Origin of the sequence: Streptomyces luteolus, from assembly GCF_029968015.1 — a bacterium.
Classification (GTDB): Bacteria; Actinomycetota; Actinomycetes; order Streptomycetales; family Streptomycetaceae; genus Streptomyces; species Streptomyces luteolus.
The window spans coordinates 21927-41179 of sequence record NZ_JASCIS010000062.1 but is presented as its reverse complement, the minus strand read 5'-3'; the positions used below and the strand labels follow the sequence as shown (position 1 = coordinate 41179).

Here is a 19253-nt window from a genome sequence, read left to right as displayed (position 1 = left end):
TTAGCGAGGGGTAGTTGACTGCAGAGCCGACCGTCCGACACGGGGGCAAGGGGGAAGCGGGATGGGCTTCTGGGGGTACTACGTCGTGGGTCACGGCGAGCGGCCGCTTGCGGAACTGGGCGCGCTCGGCGGCGCACGCGAAGGGCTCGCGCTGCACGAACGGCGCGCCGACGGCTGGCAGATCTGGGAGGCCTCCGTCCCCGACGTCGGGTCGATGGCGAAGCTCGCCGAGGACTCCGGGGCGCCCGCGCTCTTCGGGTTCGTGATGGACAGCGCGTGCGTGGCGGTCGAGGCGGCGGGGCCGGGGAGCGGGGCGTGGAACGCGTGCCTGGCGCGGGACGGGATGGCCTCGTTCCTCGCGGCCGAGGGCAAGGAGCCGGACGATCTGTTCCTGCCGCCGCAGGACGCCGCGGAGCGGGCCGCGGCCTGGGCCGAGGAGGCGGGGCGGCAACCCGCGCCGGTGGCGGACCTGGTGAAGGTGTTGCAGGCGCCCGCCGATCCCTCCGCCGAGCTGCTGTTCTTCCGGTTCCTGGAACGGCTCGGACTGCCCCGGCAGTGACTTCGGACTGGCCCGGCAGTGACTTCGGGCGGTCCTGACAGTGACGATTCGGCCACGAGGGTGACGCTTTCGGCCAGCGGAACGCAGTAACAGGAAGTGCAGCGTCCGCGACGGAAGGCGACCCCGATGAGCCTGGTGGAACTGATCGCTCAGGCCGACGACCGAAGTCTGGCCGCGGGCGGACTCGCCTGCCTGGACCGCTGCCTGCCGCTGCTCGGCGGGGCCGACGACGACGTCCTTCGCCCGCTCTGGTCGAGCCTGGACGCGGGCGGCGCGGGCTGGGGCGAGGAACTCGCGCTGGTCCGCAAGGCGTACGGGGCCGTGGGGGAGGCGACGGCGGGGGAGACGACCGTAGGGGAGACGACCGTAGGGGAGACGACGGTGGGGGAGACGTCCGACGAGGGCGCGGCCCTCGTGCACCGGATGCTGTCGGCCACCCCGGACCGCTTCCCGTCCCCAGACCTGCGCGCCTGGGCGGACGCCTGCTCGGCGGCGTCCCTGCAGATCCACCGCCTCCTCGACGCGACGTCCCCGGCCGACACGGACGGCCCGCTGACCTCCGGCGAACTCCGCCGCCAGACCCGCGTCCTGGACCTCCTCGCCACCCCCGGCGGCGGCCTGCGCCAGGCCCTGGTCGTCTCGACGGAGGGGCGCCGGGTCGTACGAGCGGTGGTGTCACGCCGGGCCCGGGTACACGGGTGACCCTCAACTCCCCTGCGCGCGAGGGGAGTCACCCGCCCGTGGCGTCCCGGCACAGCAGGCGCAGTGACCCCTCGCCCTCGAAGGTGCGGCGGGCCTCGCTGATCGGGTCCCAGAGGGTGCCGTCCGGCGTGCGCAGCCAGTAGGAGTCGCCCGACTCCTCCCAGAGCGCACCCAGTTCGCGGACAAGGACCTCGCCCGCGTACGCGCCGAATCCGCGCAGCGCGTGGGCGACCGCCTCGTACGGCGGGTCCTCGCGGCGGAGTTCGGCTATGACCCGGTCCACGCTCCACAGGCTCTGCGGGGTGTGGTCCAGGCGCAGGCGTGCGCCCTCGCGGAGCATCGAGACGGAGTCGGCGGCCCAGCGGGCGGGCTTCGCGGGCATGGCGGCCGTTGCTTGGAGTGCAGTCACGTAGGGCTACTGCGCGCTGAAGGCGCAGATCATTACCCGGTTCGGGACAGGTCCCCGGAACCCTCACAGACGCGTCGCACCGTGTTCGCCGAAGTTCGCCGAATCGACACGGGATCCGGGTCCGGGCGGAGTGCGCCGAGTGACGGGCGGGGCGCGGGTGGCGCAGTACGGATGTGAAGCAGATACGTATGCGACGCCCCCTGCGTGCCGTCGCCACCGCAGCCGTCGCCCTCGCCTGTGTCGCGGGATGCTCCGCCGGGTCGAGCGAGCCGGACACCCCGGCCGCCTCGGCGACGGAGAGCTCCGCCACCCCCGTCCCGTCCGAGATCCGGCTCGCGGGCGCCCTCGCCACCAGGACCGACGTCCGCGGCTACCGCCTGGAGGACAACGACCAGCCCGCCGTACGCCCCAAGGCCGACCGGGAGGAGTGCCGTCCGCTCGCCGACATGACCGGCTCCGGCGTCGCGCGCAACCCCGCGGCGAAGGCCTGGTCCAGCCGGTCCTACGGCTCGACCACCGAACGCGGCCTGGCCGTGACGACCAGCCTCTTCTCGTACGAGGGCGAGGGCGCCGCCACCACGATCGCCGCCGTCCGCACGGCCCTGAAGGACTGCGCCGACGGGTTCAGCACCTCGGGGAACAACGGCGGCGCGACCGTCGAGTACGTGGACGTGCGGACCGACGAGGCCCCGTCCGGCGGGGACGAGGCGGTCGCCTGGTCCATGACCGGCAAGGCGCAGGGCCAGCGGGTGCCGCTGCGGATGACCGCCGTACGCCAGGGGAACGTGCTCGCGCTCTTCCTCGCGCTGCACCTGAGCGACCCGGAGCGGGCGGAGCTGCCGCAGGATCTGTACGACGCGCAGCTCAGGAAGCTGAAGCAGACGCTGGGTTCCTGAGGGATCGCGGCCGATCGCGGGGCCTCGCGCCGATCGCGGGGCCTCGCGCCGATCGCGCCGATCGCGGGGATCGCATCGACCGCGGGGATCGCATCGACCGCGCGCCTCGCCCGGAAGGCCGCCAGCGATCGGCCGGGGCCGCCACCCCCCACAGGAGAGGCCCCGGCCGTCGCACGGCACGGGCCGCACAGGCCCGTACTCTCTTCAGCGCCGCCGTTGGGTTTTGTGTCACACCGCTCTGTGTCACCCGGCGGTTGCACGTTGTGCAGACATGGACGTGGGGGCCATTCACGCCGTAGCGTCTTGTTCCTGCTGGGCTGCGAAATGGGCAGGATGAGGGAGTTGTTGGGGGACGACGCGGAGCTGACCGCCGCGGTGCTTGCGGCACAGAACGGTGACGAGACCGCGTTCCGTACTGTGTACCGCGCCGTGCACCCACGGCTGCTCGGATACATACGCACGCTCGTGGGCGAGCCCGACGCCGAGGACGTGGCGTCGGAGGCGTGGCTGCAGATCGCCCGCGACCTCGACCGGTTCGAGGGCGACGCCGACCGCTTCCGCGGCTGGGCCGCGCGTATCGCCCGCAACCGCGCCCTCGACCACATCCGGATGCGCGGCCGCCGCCCGGCCATCGGCGGGGACGAGACGGAGCTCACCGGGAAGCCCGGCGAGGCGGACACCGCGGGCGAGGCCATGGAGGCGCTCGCCACCGGGGACACCCTTGCCCTGATATCGCAGTTGCCGCAGGACCAGGCCGAGGCCGTGGTGCTCCGCGTCGTCGTCGGCCTCGACGCGAAGAGCGCCGCGCAGACCCTCGGCAAACGCCCCGGTGCCGTGCGCACCGCCGCGCACCGGGGTCTGAAGAAGCTCGCCGAACTGCTCGGCGCCGACGCAGCCGACGGCCTCGGAGCCGTGCCCCCGCAACCCGGCCGAGGCCGCGCCGGACAGGCGCCCAAATTTCCGGCGGGTGTGACGGATTCGCGTTCGCGGACGCAGAAGGACATGTGATGGCCGACGAGCGGGACCACTGGCTTGATGGGGACGCGGCGGAGCGTTTGCTCCGCGGCGAGCCCCTCGACGCCGTCGACGATCACGCCCGTGTCCAGGCCGAACGCCTCTCCGCCGTGCTCGGCGACGCCCGCCGCGCAGACCCCTCCCAGCAGCCGGAAAGCGCCCGCGGGCCGCATCCCGACGGGGGTGAACTGCCCGGCGAGGCGGCCGCGTTGGCGGCCTTCCGGGACGCGCGCGGTGCGTATGCCACGCGTGTAGACGACGCCCCCGGCACCTGGGTCCTCGGCGGCCGTCCCGGTCCCGGCGACACCGCCGGAGTGCTCGGTGACAGCGGTGCCGTACGCATTGGCACAGCCGACGGGAAGCCGCGTACGCGCTGGGGAAGACCCGTGCGCTACGGCCTCGCCGCGGCGCTCGCAGCCTGCACCCTCGGCGGGGTCGCGATGGCCGGCGCCGGTGTCATCCCCACGCCCTTCGACCGCGGCCCCGAACCCGGACCCGGCGCCTCCGTCTCCGCGGCGCCCTCCGACCCCGACCCGCTGCTCTCCCCGTCACCCAGCACCTCCGCGTCCGACCCCGAGGGCGGGCACTCCGGTTCCGCGACACCGGACGGCGCGACCGAGGGCACTCCGGGCTCCGGGCACCCCTCGCAGGGCGGCGGCGCCCCGTCCGACCCGGGCGGTACCGCGCCGAAGCCCACCGACTCGGCTCTGCCGAAGGACGACCGGGCCCGGTGGTACGCACGCGTGGTCACCGGCTGTCGCGACTATCTCGCGGGCAAGCCGATGGACCCGGAGAAGAAGCGCCGTATCGAGCAGTCCGCGGGCGGGCCCGAAGGCGTACGGAAGTTCTGCCGGCAGGCCCTCTCCGGCGACGGCAGGAACACTGACGACAGGAGCGGCTCCGGCCGGGACGGCGACGGGGGCGAGGACGGGGACGGCGGTTCGGGCCGCGGCTCCGAGGGCGGCGGCGACGGCTCGGACGGCGGCAACCGGCACGAGGGCAACGGCGGGGCCGGGGCGATCGTCTCGCCCGACTCGGCCGTGCCCGCCTCCACCGCACCTAGCTCCGCCACTCCCACGGTGAGTGGCACGACCAGGACGGCCACGACGAGGACGGCCACGACGAGGACGGCCACGACCAGGACAGCCCCGAGCACGGTCTCCACGGCCGGTCTCGACGGCACCGGAAATCCGTGACCTCACCGTGATCATCCGGGTGTGACAGTTTTCGGCGGGGTGGCGCAGTAAGAAGTGAGCCGACTGGTCATCGGCCGCGCGCGAGCCGGGGTTCCCCCCGTACCCCACGGCTCCAGCGCAAATGGCGGGGGTGGGACACGTTCCCCCGGTCCCACCTCCGCCCCTCCTCTTATCGGCCCTTATCGCCCCTTGTTGGCCCTTCCTGGCCTGAAGCTCTCACCAGTGGACGACGACCTTGTCGCCCTTGCGGACCTGCGCGAAGAGCGCGGCGATCTTCTTCTCGTCCCGGACGTTCACGCAGCCGTGCGAGGCGCCCGCGTAGCCGCGCGCCGCGAAGTCCGCGGAGTAGTGCACGGCTTGGCCGCCGCTGAAGAACATCGCGTACGGCATCGGAGTGTCGTAGAGCGTCGACACATGGTGCCGGGGGACCCCTTGACGGCCCGCGCGGTGCCCGCGTCGTACCGGCCCGTCGGGTACCTGGGGAACCAGCCGATCTGCCGCAGCCGCGCCTGCAGTTCCCGCACCTTCGTGCCCTGCGCGCCCGGCGCGAGGACCGGGGCTTTCGGCGCGGCGCTCGGCGCGGGCTTCGTCGGGGCGGGCTTCGCGGGGGCGGGGGACGCCGAGCGGCCCGGCGGCTTCGCGTCCACATGGACGCCGTTGCCCGGGCCGGTCCCCGCAGCGTGCACCTTGCACCCCGAGAGCAGCCCCGCCACGGCGAGCACCGCCCCGCACCACGTCCCCGCCCGCGCCCGTCTCCCGTTCGTACGACCCATGCCGTGCCCCCCCTGCCGTCGTGTCCCCTTTGGGAGGGTTCCCGCGCATGATGGGGAGCGAACCGCTCCGTTTCGTACGAAACGGGTCCGTCCCTCCGGGAGGCACAGAGATGGCGCGCGAGTCCGAGTCGGGTCTGCCCATCGAGCCGGTCTACGGCCCCGAGTCGCTCGCGGGCTGGGATCCCGCGGGGCGGCTGGGCGAGCCCGGCGCGTACCCGTTCACGCGGGGCGTGTACCCGACGATGTACACCCGGCGGCCCTGGACGATGCGGCAGTACGCCGGTTTCGGCACCGCCGCCGAGTCCAACGCCCGCTACCGGCAGCTGATCGAGCACGGCACGACCGGCCTCTCCGTCGCCTTCGACCTGCCTACCCAGATGGGCCACGACAGCGACGCCCCGCTCGCGGCGGGCGAGGTCGGCAAGGTCGGCGTGGCCGTCGACTCGCTCGACGACATGCGGACCCTCTTCGACGGCATCCCCCTCGACCGCGTCTCCACGTCGATGACGATCAACGCCCCGGCCGCGCTGCTGCTCCTGCTCTACCAGCTCGTCGCCGAGGAACAGGGCGTGTCCGCCGCGCGGTTGACGGGCACGGTCCAGAACGACGTGCTCAAGGAGTACATCGCGCGCGGCACGTACATCTTCCCGCCCGCGCCCTCGCTGCGGCTCACCTCGGACCTGTTCCGGTACTGCGCGGCCGAGCTGCCGAAGTGGAACACCATCTCGATCTCCGGCTACCACATGGCCGAGGCCGGGGCCTCGCCCGCGCAGGAGATCGCCTTCACCCTCGCCGACGGCATCGCGTACGTCCGCACGGCGCTCGCCGCGGGCATGGACGTGGACGCCTTCGCGCCCCGCCTGTCGTTCTTCTTCGTGGCCCGTACGACGCTCCTCGAAGAGGTCGCCAAGTTCCGGGCCGCGCGCCGGATGTGGGCCCGGGTGATGCGCGAGGAGTTCGGCGCGCGCGAGCCCAAGTCGCAGATGCTGCGCTTCCACACGCAGACCGCCGGGGTGCAGCTGACCGCGCAGCAGCCCGAGGTGAACCTGGTGCGGGTCGCCGTCCAGGGCCTCGGCGCGGTCCTCGGCGGCACCCAGTCGCTGCACACCAACGCCTTCGACGAGGCCCTCGCCCTGCCCACCGACAAGTCCGCCCGACTCGCCCTGCGCACCCAGCAGGTCCTCGCGTACGAGACCGACGTGACGGCGACCGTCGACCCGTTCGCGGGTTCGTACGTGGTGGAGCGGATGACGGACGAGGTGGAGGCGGCGGCCGTTGAACTCATGAGCCGCGTCGAGGAGTTGGGCGGTGCGGTCGCCGCGATCGAGCAGGGCTTCCAGAAGGGCGAGATCGAGCGGAACGCGTACCGCGTCGCGCGGGAGACGGAGGCGGGTGAGCGCGTGGTCGTCGGCGTCAACCGCTTCGCGTCCGACGCGGAGGAGCGGTACGAGCCGCTGCGGGTCGACCCGGCCCTTGAGGCCCGGCAGGTGCGCCGCCTCGCCGAACTGCGCGCCTCCCGGGACGGGGCGGCGGTCGACTCGGCCCTCGCGGCGCTGCGGGAGGCGGCGGCGGGGGACGCGAACACCCTGTACCCGATGAAGGAGGCGCTCCGGGCGCGGGCCACGGTCGGCGAGGTGTGCGGGGCGCTGCGGGTGGTGTGGGGGGCCTACGAGCCGACGGAGCGGTTCTGAGTGCCACGCCCCGGGTGGCTCGATATCGCTGTCAGACCCCCCTGGTGTTCCAGGGCCATAGACGTAGAATCACCCTCCCACACGGCCCCTGCCTGGGAGCTTGTGCGACCTACGGGGAAATGTACTGATGAGCGAAATCGAGCCAGACAGACCTGCGCCGACCCTGCGTTTCAACGTCCTCGGCCCGCTTGAGGGGTGGGCCGACGGGGTGCGGATGCGCCTCGGCGGGGCGATCCAGGAGCGGGTCCTTGCGACCCTGCTCCTGGAGACCGGGCGGGTGGTGACCATCCCGCGCCTGGTCGATGCCGCGTGGGAGGGCGAGCCCCCGGCAACCGCCACGCACCAGGTGCGCAAGGCCGTCGCCGACCTGCGTCGGCGTATCCCCGGCGGCAGCGCGGTGATCCTGACCGACGGGCCCGGCTACCGGGTGGCGGTGGCGGACGACCAGCTGGACCTGCTTGAGTTCGGCATCCGGGTCCGGGCAGCCGAGCAGGCCGTACAGGAGGGGCGGCAGCGGCCGGCCGCGACGGAGCTGCGGACCGCGCTCGCCCTGTGGCAGGGAGCCGTGCTGTCCGGTTCGGGCGGCCCGGTGATCGACGCGGCGGCGACCGCCCTGGAGGAGCGACGCCTCGCCGCCGCCGAGCGGCTGTGCGAACTCCGCCTCGCGCTGGGCGAGAGCGCCGAGCTGGTGCCCGACGCGCGGGCGCTGGTCACCGAGCACCCGTTGCGCGAGACGTTGCGCGGCCATCTGATGCTCGCCCTCTACCGCTCCGGCCGACAGGCCGAGGCGCTGGAGGAGTACGGCAAGGTACGCGCGCTGCTCGTCGACGAGCTCGGCATCGATCCCGGGCCACGGCTTGCCAGGTTGTACGAGGACATCCTCCGGGACAGCCCGGCGCTCGCCGCGCCCGCGCCGCAGGCACCCGCTGCCGAGGCGGCGGTCCACGACCGGGCTCCGGAGGCGGGCGGCCTGGCGCGGGATGGCCTGGCGCGGGATGGCCGGGTGCGGGATGGCCGGGTGCCGGGCCCCCAGGCCGCGCCGGATCCGCACGGCGTCGCGGGCCGGCAGGAAGCCGGTTCCGAAGGGGCGGCGGAAGCATCGGAGGCGCCCTGCACCCTGCCGTACTGCCTGCCCGACTTCACCGGGCGGGCCAAGGAGCTGGCCGAGCTGCTCGACCCGGTGGCCGGCAGCCCGCCGGGCGAGCAGTCCGTGCGGGTCGTGGCCATCGACGGCATGGGAGGCGTGGGCAAGACGGCCCTCGCGGTGCAGGCCGCCCATCAGCTGGCCGAACAGTTCCCGGGCGGGCAGCTCTACGTCGACCTGCGGGGCTTCACGCCCGGCGAGCAGCCCGTACCGCCGGGGACCGTACTGGACACCCTGCTGCGGATGGCCGGTGTCCCGGGTGACCGCATTCCCGATGATCCGGCCGGGCGTACGCAGCTGTGGCGGGCGACTCTCGCGGGCCGGAAGATGCTGCTCCTGCTCGACAACGCCGCCGACGCCGAGCAGATCAGGCCGCTGCTGCCGGCCTCCCCCGGCTGCCTGGTGCTGACCACCAGCCGCGCGAGGCTCCTCGACCTCGACGGTGTCGAGTGGGTGTCCGTCGGTCTGATGACGGCCGAGGACAGCGCCGCGCTGGTCGCGGAGACGCTGGGTGCGGCCCGGGTGGACGCGGAGCCGGAGGCGGCCGTCGAACTCGCCGAGCTCTGCGGGCAGCTGCCGCTCGCCCTGCGCATCGCGACGGCCCGACTGCGCAACCGGCCGCGCTGGACGGTGAGTTATCTGGTCGAGCGGCTGCGCGACGAGACGCACCGGCTGAACGAGCTGCGGTCCGGCGAACGCGGCGTCGAGGTGACCCTGCAGCTGTCGTACCAGTCGATGGACGAGCGGCACCGTGCCGCGTTCAGGCTCCTGGGGCTGCACCCGGGCAAGCGGATCGACGTCCGGTCGGCGGCGGCGCTCCTCGGCATGGACGCGCGGGAGGCCGAGGACACCCTTGAGCTGCTGCTCGACGTCCATCTGCTGCAGCAGCCCGACATCGGTGTCTACACCTTCCACGACCTGGTGCGGAGCTTCGCCCACAAGCTGCGCTCGGGAGTGACCGAGGAGGACGACGCGGCGGCGGTCGAGCGTCTGCTCGACTACTACCTGACGGCGACGGAGACGGCGTGCACCGTGCTGTTCCCCGGCCGGGTGCACCGTCCCACCGGTCTCGCGGCGTACCGGGGCGAGCTGCCGCCGCTGGACGACGCCGCCCTGGCGTGGAGCTGGTTCGACCACGAGCACAGTGGACTGGTGGCGGCCGCGCCCCTCGCCGAACGGCACGGGCACGACCGCCACACCATCGGTCTGGTCCGCAATCTCAGCTTCTACTTGAACGCGCGGGGACGGTTCGACGAGTTCTGGAGCCTCTGCCACCTCGCGGTCGCCGCCGCCCGCCGCATCGACGATGCCGCCCTGCTGTGCGTGGCTCTGTCGAACCTCGGGGTGGCGTGCTGGAAGCTCGGCCGCTTCGAGGAGGGGCTCGCCATCGCCGCCGAAGGGCGGGACCTCGCAATACGTGCGGGGGACAGGGCGACCCAGGCGCATCACGAGTCGGGCGTCGGCATGCTCCTCGCGGTCCTCGGCCGGTTCGACGAAGCCCTGCCGTTGCTGCAACGTTCCGTCGTCCTGAGCGGGGAGCTGGGCACACCGCGAGCCGAGGCGGACAACCTGACCATGCTGAGCACGGTGCATGATCAGCTTGGCCAGTACGAGGAAGCCGCTGCGGCCGCTCGCCGTGCGTGGGACATCAGTGGTCCGCTCGGCTACCGCGAGAACGAGCTCACGGCTCTGACCGAGCTGGCCTTCGCCCATCTGGGCCTCGGTGAGATGGGCGAGGCCTACGACTTCCTCAAGCGCGCCCGCGACCTCTGCGACGAGACCAGACCGCCGGGGGACGTTGCCCTGGTGTCCGCTCTGTCTGCCGAGGTCGCCCACCTCTGCGGGGAGGAGGCCGGGGTGAGCGACTTCGCGCAGAGGGCCCTCGATCTCGTCCGTACGGGGGGCTCTCCGGTCCGGCTCGTGAAGGTGGAGAACATCGTGGGGCGTTTCCATATGAGGCGGGGCGAGTACGCCAGGGCACAGTCCCTGCACGCGCATGCGCACAAGGTCGCCTCGGCGATGGGCTACCGCTCCGAGGAGACCCGGGCGCTGGTGGGCCTTGGCCATGTCGCCGAGGCGCTCGGCGACCGGGGAGCGGCGGCCGAGCACCGCGCCGCGGCCGCCGAGCTGTTCGACTTCATGGGCCTGCCGGAGTGCCGCCGGGCGTGGTGAACCGAGGCCTCGGGCGCTACGGGAGGTTCGGGCTCGGTTCGCCCGCGAGGACCTCGTGCCCCGCCGACGGGCCGTCCGCCGTCGGCAGGTGGGCTGCCGCACCGACGCCGAGCGCCAGGGCGGCCGCCGCGAGGATTCCCATGAGTCCGGTGAGCGCGCGTCGCATGTTCGTTTCTCCTTGGTGTCGAGCGGTGTGCAGCGGTGTGCGGCTCGCGTTTCCTGCGGCCGCTTTCGATGGGTCGATACTCGCCGCGCCCGATACCGGTCGGATCCCGTCCCGTTCCTGCTCCCGTTCCCGTTCCTGTTCCCGTTCCCGCGCATATCGGCCCGGCCGTCTCATCCGTGGCCCAGCTCCCGGGAAGCCACGACGCGGGCTCCCCTCGCAGTGAGCAGTACGTCGGTCCGCGCCGCGCCCGACTCGTATCCGACCAGGTCGAGAAGGTCACGTACGGCCTGCCGGATGACGGAGCGCTGCGACTCGGTGGGTGGCCGCGCGGCGGGGCCGGCCGCCGTGATGTCGGCGACCAGGTGCATCCCGTCGACGGTGAGAGTCCTGACCCCGAACACAGGGCCGGGGCCGTCCACCGGGGCCCCGCTCCTGCCGATGAGGCGCCGCAGGGCGGAGGGATCGGGCAGGCGGCTCGCGGCCGCCTCCCGCTCCGGGAAGAGCGCGCGGTGCACCGCTCGGGCGGTCGTCGCGGCCCCGGCAGCGAGCGCGGACCCGGAGTCGCCCGCCAGAGAGAGCACATGCCGCACGTCGTGCTGCCGGGCCAGGGCCGTCAGGAGGGTGCGCAGCGCGGACACCTCGCCGAAGTCGGCGGACACCAGGCGTTGGTGCGGGATGCCCGCCTTCACCAGCGGCTCCGGCGGCCCGAGTCGGGGATCGGTGACCGCCCAGAAATCCAGGCCCGCGTCGGCGGCCGCTCGTACGAGACCTGGTCCTGGCATCACGAGCAGGACGCGAGGAACCGGCCGGGCGGCGCTCACCGCGCCGCTGCCGGGGTCGCGGCGAGCCGGTCGCGGATGGCCGACACCAGCTCGGCGATGCCTTGGTCCCTGAGCACCTGGTAGTGGTCGCCCTCCAGGTCGATCACGGTGGGCGGGGCGGCGGACCAGCCGGACCGGCCCTCGATGAAGGAGTAGTCGTCGCCGGACGCCCGGAAGATCGTCACCGGCGCCTCGATGCGCCGCTCGGCCAGCTCGACGAACGAGTAGTCGAACGCGTAGGTCTGCCCGACGATGCGGGTGATGCGGCGCACCAGCTCTTCGTCGAGCGCCGGGAAGGCGGCGGTGACGAAGGCCACGAAGCTGTCCTCGTCGTGCGTGGCCGACAGGCAGGCGTCAAGCTCGGGACCGGCGATCGAGCCCGCGAAGACGGAGAAGAGGATCGTCACGTAGGCCGGGTTGCGGTAGGAGGCCTCGCGGCCGTGCCGACGCCCGTCCGCCTGTCGCACCTTGGGGTTGCCGGGGCAGATCAGCAGCAGGTCCGCCACCCGCTGCCCGGCCTGTTCGAGCTGGAACGCCGTCTCGAACGCCACCCGGGCGCCGAAGGAGTAACCCCACAGCGTGTACGGCCCTTCGGGCTGCAGGCGCCGGATCTCCGCCACATCGGCGGCCGCCATCTCGCGGATGGTCGGATACGGCACCTCCCCGCTGTTGATCCCGGCCGACTGGATGCCGTAGAAGCTGCCCGGCATACCCGCCTCGCGGGCGAGGAGCCGCAGGTTCATCGGGTAGCCGCCGAGGCCGGGCCAGCAGAACACCGGGCTTCCCGCCCCGTTCTCGTGCAGTCGCACCAGGCGGGACGAGGGGGCCACGCCGCCTTCCCCGGCGTGGGCTGCCGTTGCCCGTACCGTCTCGATGTGCGCGGCCAGATCCTTCAGCTTCGGGTGTTCGAAGAGGATCTGCAGCGGGAGCGATATCCCGAACTCCCGGTTGATCACCCGGGTGAGCATCACGGCGGTCAGTGAGTTGCCGCCGGCCTCGAAGAAGCCGTCCTCCATCGACACGTCCGCGTACTTCAACGCCCGCCCCCAGGCCTCGGCCAGCCACCGCTCGGCCGGTGTCACGGGTGCGACGCAGGGGGACGTCTGGGCGGAGCCGCTCACCTGCTCCGTGGCCGCGAGGGCGGCGCGGTCGATCTTGCCGTTGGCGGTGAGCGGAAGGTCGTCGAGGACGAGCACCCGGTTGGGAATCATGTAGTCGGGCAGGAGCCTCGCGAGGTCGTCGCGGATGATCTCCGTCGGGCCGCGCATGTGGACGGAGTCCTCGCGCATCCCGGTGGAGAGCGTCTGCTCCTCGCTGACCTTGCCCCCGAGGAAGAAGTACGAGGCCCCCGATCCGATACCGGCGGCGGCGAGGACGGCGTCGATGCGCTGCGCGGCCGGCAGCGGGTGCCCGCTCTTCGACGAGTACCCGGAGGACATGAAGCCCAGGCGCAGCCCGTTGCGCTGCAGATGGTGCAGCTTCTTCCCGAGTTCCACGTACGCGAGCCTGCTGTCCTCGGCCCTGCTGACGGCGGTGATGCCGAAGCTCGCGGCCTCGTACACACCCTGGTTGATCGCGATCACGTCCTTCTTGCGCACCATCTCGTCGGATACGCGCTCGAAGTCGCCGCAGGCGTGGCGGTACAGACCGGTCGGCAGGCCCGGCACCTTGCCGGGGTGCGTCTGGAGGAAGAGTTCGACGTCGTCGTGGCCGGGCAGGCCGTCGTTCGGGACGATCTCGAACGTGCCCAGGCAGTAGTCCTCCTCGGCCACGTCCAGCGCCTCGCGCACCGTCTCCCGCTGTGTGCCGGGGCGGATCGTCAGCCCGTACGAGGGCAGGACCTCCTCGAACACGCCCAGCATGTGGCCGGTCTCGAACTCAAGGACCTCCTGGATGTTGTTGCTGTACACGGGCTCGATCGCCCGCTTCTTGCCCAGGAAGTGCACCCGCAGGCCTTCCGGTGCGCCGGAGCGTGCCGCGCCGACCAGGACGAGCCGGTGGTCCACGGGGTGGAAGTAGTAGACGCCGGCGTCTAGTCCGGCGAGTCCGCCGCTGGTCTCCAGGTACATCTGGGTGGCGTAGAGCGCGCCGGGGGAGGCGTAGGCGTACTTCGGCAGCAGCCGGTCCTCGCTGTGGAACGGCCCGAACCAGCGCAGGATCTCGCCCAGTTCGGCCGGGGCCAGCCTGCTGACGGGCCGCCGAAAGGCGGACACCTCACGCGGCTTGAGCAGCTCCCGCAGGTCGGCGTAGGAGACCTGGCCGCCCTCGTAGAAGCGGTAGGTCTTGCGGGCGAACACCTGACGGCGCTGCTCGTGCGACTCCTCGCGCCCGGACAGCTCGACCACGGGCCGGTCCCGCAGCTCGTCGGGGTCGCGCAGCCCCGCGTTGGACAGCTGGGCCTTGACCTGCAGCTTGCTGGACTTGGACTGGTGGTGGGCGCCGTGGCTGCCCTGGTCCATCAGGGCGGCTTCCCTGGGGTTCAGCTCCACGCAGGCGACGAGGTTCTGGAAGCCGGTACGGGGATCGTCGACGACCACCGTGGCCGCGCGCCGTACCCAGGTGTGCTCCTCGATCGCGGAGGCGACCTCCTCCAGCTCCACCCGGTAGCCGCGCAGCTTGACCTGGGAGTCGGCCCGTCCGGAGAACTGGATCGTCCCGTCCTCGTTCCAGTACGCCAGGTCACCGGTCCGGTAGAGGCGGTCGCAGGGGACGAACTCGGGTGCGGTGACGAAGCGTTCCCTTGTCTGGTCCGGAAGGTTCAGGTAGCCGCGCGCCAGTTGGATCCCGCCGATGTACAGCTCGCCCTTCTCACCGATCTCCACCGGCTGCAGGTTCTCGTCCAGGATGAAGCACATCGTGTGGTCCACCGGCACACCGATGGGAACGATCGCCGACTGGTCGTCTCCGGCGAGCGTCTCCGGGGCCACGCGATGCGCCGTCGCGTTGATGGTGCACTCGGTCGGCCCGTACAGATTCACCAGGGACGTGTGCGGCAGTTGCGCGGCGAACTCCCGCGCCAGCTTGACGGTCAGCGCCTCGCCCCCGGAGAACACCCGGCTGAGCGACGTGCACGACGGAAGGGTCTCCGTGTCCAGAAGCGCCTGCAGCAGTGTGGGAACACACTGCAGCGTGGTGACCTCGTTCCGGATGACGGTCTCGATGAGGGCCTCGGGATCACGGTAGATCCCGGGCGTTCCCATGACGACCCGCCCGCCGACGGCGGGAGCGAGGATCTCCCACTGTGCGGCGTCGAAGCTCATGGGGGTCTTCTGCAGCACGGTGGTGCCGGGGCCCAGATGACCGTGGTCCCGCATCCAGCGCAGCTGGGAGACGATCGCGCGGTGCTCGATCATCACTCCCTTCGGGCGGCCGGTGGAGCCCGAGGTGTAGATGACGTACGCGAGGTCGTGCGCGCGGGGAGCGGACCGCGCCGGCGGACGGGTGCCGGTGGTGTGCGCCCTGGTGGCGGGACCCTCAGGGGTGACGGTGCCCTCAGGGATGACGGTGCCCTCAGGGGTCAGGGCGATCACCGTGACTCCTGGTGGAGCGAGTTCCTCCGCTCTCGCCGTCAGATGCTCCTGGGTCACCAGGACTTCCGTGCCCGAGTTCTCGACCATGTAGCGCAGCCGGTCCTCCGGGTACTCCGGTGAGAGCGGCAGGTAGGCGCCGCCGGAGGCGAGGATGCCCCACGCGCCGACCATCAGTTCGAGCGACGGCTCGACATACAGCCCGACCGGGGTGTCCGCGGTGACGCCCAGGCGGCGCAGTTCACCGCCCAACTGCTCTGCCGCGCTGTTCAGTTCGTCGTACGTCAGTCTTCTGTCCTGGTGTACGACCGCCGTCTCGGCCGGTCGTACCGCGGCCTGCTGACCGAGCAGGTCGGCGACCCGGGTCTCCCCCAGGGGCGTGCTTGTCCGTGCGTTCAGCGTGGTGGTTTCCACCGGGTTCTCCTTCGACTGGTTGCCCGCGATCACGCGGCTGTGGACTCTTCGTGCTGTTGCTGCTGTTGCTGCTGTTGCTGCTGTTGCTGCTGTTGCTGCTGTTGCTGCTGTTCGCGCTGTTCGTGCTTCTGCTTCTGCTTCGTACGAGTGCTCGGGCGGTGTTCTCCGCCGGTCTGCGCGAGGACGACGGAGGCGACGACGGCGAGGGCGCCGACCGTCTGCAGGGGAGTGAGGGCCTCGCCGAGGACCAGGTAGCCGAGCAGCGTGGCGGCGAGCGGTGAGGCGAAGCCGAGAAAGGACACGGCGAGTGCGGGAAGCCGCTCCACGCCCCGGAACCAGATCGCGTAGGCGAACAGCGCCCCGATCAGGCCGAGGTAGGCGAACCCCAGGAGGTTGCCGCCGCTCAGCGTGGCGGGCAGGCCCTCGGCGGCCAGAGTGACGGGCAGCAGGACGAGCCCGCCCGCCGTCAGCTGCCATCCCGTGAAGGTCAGCAGGCTCACACCCGGCGGCCGGCCCCAGTGCTTAGTGAGGACGATCCCGGACCCCATGCACACGGCGCCGAGGAGGCCGGCGGCGATGCCGACCGTGTCCGATGCGGCGTGCGGCCGTAGGACAAGGAGGGCGACACCGCCCGCGCCAAGGGCACAGGCGATTCCATGGACGGGTCTGATCCTGTTCTTGAGGAGCAGGGCCGACAGGAGCAGCACGATCATCGGCTGCGCGGTCATGACCAGGGCGGCGACGCCTCCGGGCAGGTGGTAGGCGGCGACGAACAGCAGGTAGAAGAAGGCCCCGATGTTCAGCACGCCGAGGACCAGGGCGCGCCACCACCACCGCCCGCGTGGCAGCACACGGCCGACCGCCAGGAGGAGCAGTCCCGCCGGAAGCGCCCTGAGCAGGGCGGCGAGCAGGGGCCGGTCCGCAGGCAGGAGTTCGGTGGTGACCAGGTAGGTGGAGCCCCAGATCGCGGGGGCCAGCGCGGTGAGGACGGGTTCGAGCGCGCCCCGGTACCGGCTCACCGGGTCACCTGGCCGGGTGGCGTGGGCTGTTGCGGGCTGCTGCGGTGCGGGTGGCTGCGGTGCGGGTGGCTGCGGTGTGGGTGGCCGCGGTGTGGAGTGCTTCGGTACGGGGTGCTTCGGTACGGGGTGCTTCGGTACGGGGTGCTCCAGTGCGGGGCGCTCCGGTACAGGGTGCTGCAGTGCGGGGCGCTCCGGTACAGGGTGCTGCAGTGCGGGGCGCTTCGGTACGGGGTGCTCCAGTGCGGGGCGCTCCGGTACAGGGTGCTCACCGCGCACCCGGTGGACGTGGGCGTCACCGTGCGGGTCCTCTCGGGTCGGTGGCCGGTTCGGCGGTCATGTCCGACCCTCGGTGTCGCCCTTACCGATCCGTTCCCAGGGCGGTACCAGCCGTGCGGTGAGCCTTACGGGAACCGGACAGGACGGAATCGGGAACGGCGCCCGGCAGTCTCCTCGGCGACCGACCGCCCCGAGGAGAGGTAGCCCGTCCCATGCCCACGATCGTCCTTGTCTCCGGCAGCCTGCGCCGCGACTCCGTCAACACGGCCGCGCTCGCCACCCTCCGCCGACTTGTCACCGAACGCTCCGCCGAGGCCGAGGCCGAGGTCGAGGTCGAGGTCGTCCCGCTCTCCATCGGTGACCTTCCGCACTTCGACGGGGACGAGGAGCAGCGCGGAGATCCCCCCGCGGTCGCCGCGGCCAAGTCCCTGGTGGCCCGGGCCGATGCGGTGGTGATCAGTACGCCCTCGTACAACGGTGAGATTCCGGGCGTACTCAAGAACGCCCTCGACTGGTTGTCCCGGCCGTACTCCGAGAGCGCGCTGACGGGCAGGACCGTCGCCGTGCTCAGCGCCTCACCGGGACCGCGCGGCGGCGTGGACGCGCAGCTGGGCCTCGTCGGCGTACTGCGACGGGTCGGGGCCCGGGTGGTCGAGCACGAGCCGGTTGCCGTCGGCGGTGCCGAGGAACTGCGTACCGCGGACGGTGACTTCACCGACCCGACCGTGCTGGCCGGCCTCGGCAGTCTGGCCGATGCGGTACTCGCAGCCGTCGGGGCAGCCGACGCACGTGTCGGGGCCTGACGGCCATGACGATCGGCATCTTCCGTCAACTGGGCGAGGACCTGCGGGTCGTCGTCGAGCGGGACCCCTCGATGCGCAGCCGTACCGAAGCCCTGTGGCACCCGGCGCTGCCCGCACTGTGGACCCACCGCCTCGCCCACCGCCTCCACCGGCGCGGCCTGCGGAAATCCGCGCGGATCCTGGCGTACTGCGCCCGCCGGGCCACCGGCGTGGAGATCCATCCGGGTGCGGTGCTCGGCCGGCGCGTGTTCATCGACCACGGCGCGGCCGTGGTGATCGGCGAGACCGCGGTGGTCGGCGACGACGTGACGCTCTACCACCAGGTGACACTCGGAGCCGTCGGCTGGTGGAACGACGTGCGACGGCCCGAGGGCGAGCGCAGGCACCCCGTGGTGGGGCACCACGTCGTCCTCGGCACGAACGCGACCGTGATCGGACCGGTGACCGTGGGCGACCACGCTGTGGTCGGCGCCCAGGCACTGGTCACCAAGGACGTACCGGCCGGCGCCAGGGTCTTCGCTCCCACGGCGGTCGTCCAGCCCGTCGGATCGGCGGCGCGGCGTGAGGACGCCCGCCCGCCCCACCGCACCCCCCAGTCCGTCACGACCCGTAATGAGGACGTCTGTGAACCACTCTGTCGTCGACAGCATCGAGAGCCTCGTCGGCTCAACTCCCTTGCTCCGCCTACGACTTGACCGTCTCGCGGCAGACCTGTGCGCGGACGGAGCCCGGGCCTCCGGCTGCGCCGACGTCGAGCTGCTCGCCAAACTGGAGTCGGCCAACCCGCTGTCCAGCGTGAAGGACCGGGCGGCCCTGTACATGCTGCGGAGCGCGGAGGAGCGTGGCGAGATCCGGCCCGGAGGCACGGTCATCGAGGCCACCTCCGGCAACACCGGGATCTCGCTGGCCGCGTTCGCCGCATCCCGTGGCTACCGCTGCCTGATCGTGCTACCGGAGGGCGCCACCGCCGAACGGGCCGCCCTGCTCGGGGCGTTCGGCGCCGAACTGGTACGGACGCCGCGGGAGGACGGCTATCCGGGAGCCCTCGCCAAGGCCGAGGAGCTGCACGCGGCCATGCCCGGCTCCTGGTTCACCCGCCAGCACGAGAACCGCGACAACGCACGGGCCCACTACGAGACCACGGGACCGGAGATCTGGGAGGCCACCGGCGGCCGGATCGACGTACTCGTCTGCGGGGTGGGGACCGGCGGCACGCTCAGCGGGACCGCCGCCTACCTCAAGGAGCGGGACCCGGCGATCCGGGTCGTCGCCGTCGAACCCGAGAAGTCTCCGGTGCTCTCCCAGGGGACCGGCGGGCTCCACCGCATCCCCGGCCTCAACGGCGGTTTCGTCGCCCCCGTCACCGACGTCTCGCTGATCGACGTGGTGGTCACCGTCAGCGACGAGGACGCATGGCGGACCGCCCGCCGACTCGCCCGTGGCCAGGGCGTCCTCGCCGGGATTTCCGCCGGTGCCGCCGTGCACGCCTGTACGCAGCTCGCGGCCAAGCCCGAGTACGCCGGTACGACCATGGTCACGGTGCTGCCGGACACCGGTGAGCGCTATCTCAGCCTCTGGGCCCCGTCCGACACGGAGGGACGGGTGACATGGCAGTGACCGGAACCAGTCGGTGGCGAGGGTGGCGAGGGTCGCGAGGCGGCAGCCCGGCCC

General features: G+C 72.3%; 15 protein-coding genes and 1 pseudogene. 10 read left to right on the top strand and 6 right to left on the bottom strand.

From position 1 onward, the window contains the following. Positions 1 to 61: 61 nt before the first annotated feature. Together QIT00_RS35490 and QIT00_RS35485 are read left to right on the top strand one after the other, a co-directional pair. The gene (locus tag QIT00_RS35490) at positions 62 to 559 is read left to right on the top strand and encodes a hypothetical protein (RefSeq protein WP_282539621.1); all 498 of its coding nucleotides are present in this window, start codon (positions 62 to 64) and stop codon (positions 557 to 559) included. A gap of 126 nt (positions 560 to 685) precedes the next feature. After that, complete coding sequence (locus QIT00_RS35485) at positions 686 to 1261, top strand: hypothetical protein (RefSeq protein ID WP_282539620.1); 576 nt, start codon at positions 686 to 688, stop codon at positions 1259 to 1261. Positions 1262 to 1289: 28 nt separating this feature from the next. On the opposite strand, the gene QIT00_RS35480 is transcribed toward QIT00_RS35485, so the two are convergent. Next, the gene (locus tag QIT00_RS35480) at positions 1290 to 1643 is read right to left on the bottom strand and encodes a hypothetical protein (protein WP_282539619.1); all 354 of its coding nucleotides are present in this window, start codon (positions 1641 to 1643) and stop codon (positions 1290 to 1292) included. 215 nt (positions 1644 to 1858) lie between these two features. Here QIT00_RS35480 and QIT00_RS35475 point away from each other — a divergent pair, with 215 nt between their 5' ends. The 3 genes from QIT00_RS35475 (at position 1859) to QIT00_RS35465 (ending at position 4776) form a co-directional block, all read left to right on the top strand. Continuing rightward, positions 1859 to 2566, top strand: coding sequence for a hypothetical protein (locus QIT00_RS35475; RefSeq protein WP_282539618.1), 708 nt, complete (start codon positions 1859 to 1861; stop codon positions 2564 to 2566). Between the two features lie 342 nt (positions 2567 to 2908). Beyond that, positions 2909 to 3574 (top strand): RNA polymerase sigma factor, encoded by a 666-nt coding sequence (locus QIT00_RS35470; protein WP_282539623.1) that lies wholly within the window; start codon positions 2909 to 2911, stop codon positions 3572 to 3574. Further along, positions 3574 to 4776, top strand: coding sequence for a hypothetical protein (locus tag QIT00_RS35465; protein ID WP_282539617.1), 1203 nt, complete (start codon positions 3574 to 3576; stop codon positions 4774 to 4776). The genes QIT00_RS35470 and QIT00_RS35465 overlap by 1 nt, the downstream gene beginning before the upstream one ends. Before the next feature lie 216 nt (positions 4777 to 4992). On the opposite strand, the pseudogene QIT00_RS35460 reads toward QIT00_RS35465, so the two are convergent. Next, positions 4993 to 5549: pseudogene (locus QIT00_RS35460) on the bottom strand (L,D-transpeptidase family protein). A gap of 110 nt (positions 5550 to 5659) precedes the next feature. On the opposite strand from QIT00_RS35460, the gene QIT00_RS35455 reads away from it, so the two are divergent. Both QIT00_RS35455 and QIT00_RS35450 read left to right on the top strand, forming a co-directional pair. Next, positions 5660 to 7240 (top strand): acyl-CoA mutase large subunit family protein, encoded by a 1581-nt coding sequence (locus tag QIT00_RS35455; RefSeq protein ID WP_282539616.1) that lies wholly within the window; start codon positions 5660 to 5662, stop codon positions 7238 to 7240. A gap of 127 nt (positions 7241 to 7367) precedes the next feature. Then, complete coding sequence (locus QIT00_RS35450) at positions 7368 to 10556, top strand: AfsR/SARP family transcriptional regulator (RefSeq protein ID WP_282539615.1); 3189 nt, start codon at positions 7368 to 7370, stop codon at positions 10554 to 10556. A gap of 16 nt (positions 10557 to 10572) precedes the next feature. On the opposite strand, the gene QIT00_RS35445 is transcribed toward QIT00_RS35450, so the two are convergent. The 4 genes from QIT00_RS35445 to QIT00_RS35430 form a co-directional block, all read right to left on the bottom strand. After that, complete coding sequence (locus QIT00_RS35445; protein WP_282539614.1) at positions 10573 to 10722, bottom strand: hypothetical protein; 150 nt, start codon at positions 10720 to 10722, stop codon at positions 10573 to 10575. Positions 10723 to 10892: 170 nt separating this feature from the next. Next, complete coding sequence (locus tag QIT00_RS35440; RefSeq protein WP_282539613.1) at positions 10893 to 11504, bottom strand: hypothetical protein; 612 nt, start codon at positions 11502 to 11504, stop codon at positions 10893 to 10895. 35 nt (positions 11505 to 11539) lie between these two features. Next, positions 11540 to 15469 carry a non-ribosomal peptide synthetase family protein gene (locus QIT00_RS35435; RefSeq protein WP_408909918.1) on the bottom strand — a complete coding sequence of 1310 codons (3930 nt, stop codon included), beginning with the start codon at positions 15467 to 15469 and terminating at the stop codon, positions 11540 to 11542. 44 nt (positions 15470 to 15513) lie between these two features. After that, positions 15514 to 16503: an EamA family transporter gene (locus QIT00_RS35430; RefSeq protein WP_282539611.1), complete on the bottom strand. Its 990-nt coding sequence runs from the start codon at positions 16501 to 16503 to the stop codon at positions 15514 to 15516. A gap of 488 nt (positions 16504 to 16991) precedes the next feature. Between QIT00_RS35430 and QIT00_RS35425 the strand changes: the two genes are divergently transcribed. From QIT00_RS35425 to QIT00_RS35415, 3 genes are read left to right on the top strand one after another with little or no spacing between them, the layout of a single operon-like run. After that, positions 16992 to 17582: an NADPH-dependent FMN reductase gene (locus QIT00_RS35425; RefSeq protein ID WP_282539610.1), complete on the top strand. Its 591-nt coding sequence runs from the start codon at positions 16992 to 16994 to the stop codon at positions 17580 to 17582. A 5-nt stretch (positions 17583 to 17587) separates the two neighbouring features. Further along, positions 17588 to 18277, top strand: coding sequence for a serine O-acetyltransferase EpsC (gene epsC / locus QIT00_RS35420; protein ID WP_282539609.1), 690 nt, complete (start codon positions 17588 to 17590; stop codon positions 18275 to 18277). Next, the gene (locus QIT00_RS35415) at positions 18195 to 19199 is read left to right on the top strand and encodes a PLP-dependent cysteine synthase family protein (RefSeq protein WP_282539608.1); all 1005 of its coding nucleotides are present in this window, start codon (positions 18195 to 18197) and stop codon (positions 19197 to 19199) included. Before epsC ends, QIT00_RS35415 begins: the two co-directional genes overlap by 83 nt. Positions 19200 to 19253 lie beyond the last annotated feature (54 nt).

Coding starts and splice junctions, on each gene's coding strand:
- QIT00_RS35490 (WP_282539621.1), top strand. CDS start 62: ATGGGCTTCTGGGGGTACTACGTCGTGGGTCACGGCGAGCGGCCGCTT.
- QIT00_RS35485 (WP_282539620.1), top strand. CDS start 686: ATGAGCCTGGTGGAACTGATCGCTCAGGCCGACGACCGAAGTCTGGCC.
- QIT00_RS35480 (WP_282539619.1), bottom strand. CDS start 1,643: ATGCCCGCGAAGCCCGCCCGCTGGGCCGCCGACTCCGTCTCGATGCTC.
- QIT00_RS35475 (WP_282539618.1), top strand. CDS start 1,859: ATGCGACGCCCCCTGCGTGCCGTCGCCACCGCAGCCGTCGCCCTCGCC.
- QIT00_RS35465 (WP_282539617.1), top strand. CDS start 3,574: ATGGCCGACGAGCGGGACCACTGGCTTGATGGGGACGCGGCGGAGCGT.
- QIT00_RS35455 (WP_282539616.1), top strand. CDS start 5,660: ATGGCGCGCGAGTCCGAGTCGGGTCTGCCCATCGAGCCGGTCTACGGC.
- QIT00_RS35450 (WP_282539615.1), top strand. CDS start 7,368: ATGAGCGAAATCGAGCCAGACAGACCTGCGCCGACCCTGCGTTTCAAC.
- QIT00_RS35445 (WP_282539614.1), bottom strand. CDS start 10,722: ATGCGACGCGCGCTCACCGGACTCATGGGAATCCTCGCGGCGGCCGCC.
- QIT00_RS35440 (WP_282539613.1), bottom strand. CDS start 11,504: ATGCCAGGACCAGGTCTCGTACGAGCGGCCGCCGACGCGGGCCTGGAT.
- QIT00_RS35425 (WP_282539610.1), top strand. CDS start 16,992: ATGCCCACGATCGTCCTTGTCTCCGGCAGCCTGCGCCGCGACTCCGTC.
- epsC (WP_282539609.1), top strand. CDS start 17,588: ATGACGATCGGCATCTTCCGTCAACTGGGCGAGGACCTGCGGGTCGTC.
- QIT00_RS35415 (WP_282539608.1), top strand. CDS start 18,195: ATGAGGACGTCTGTGAACCACTCTGTCGTCGACAGCATCGAGAGCCTC.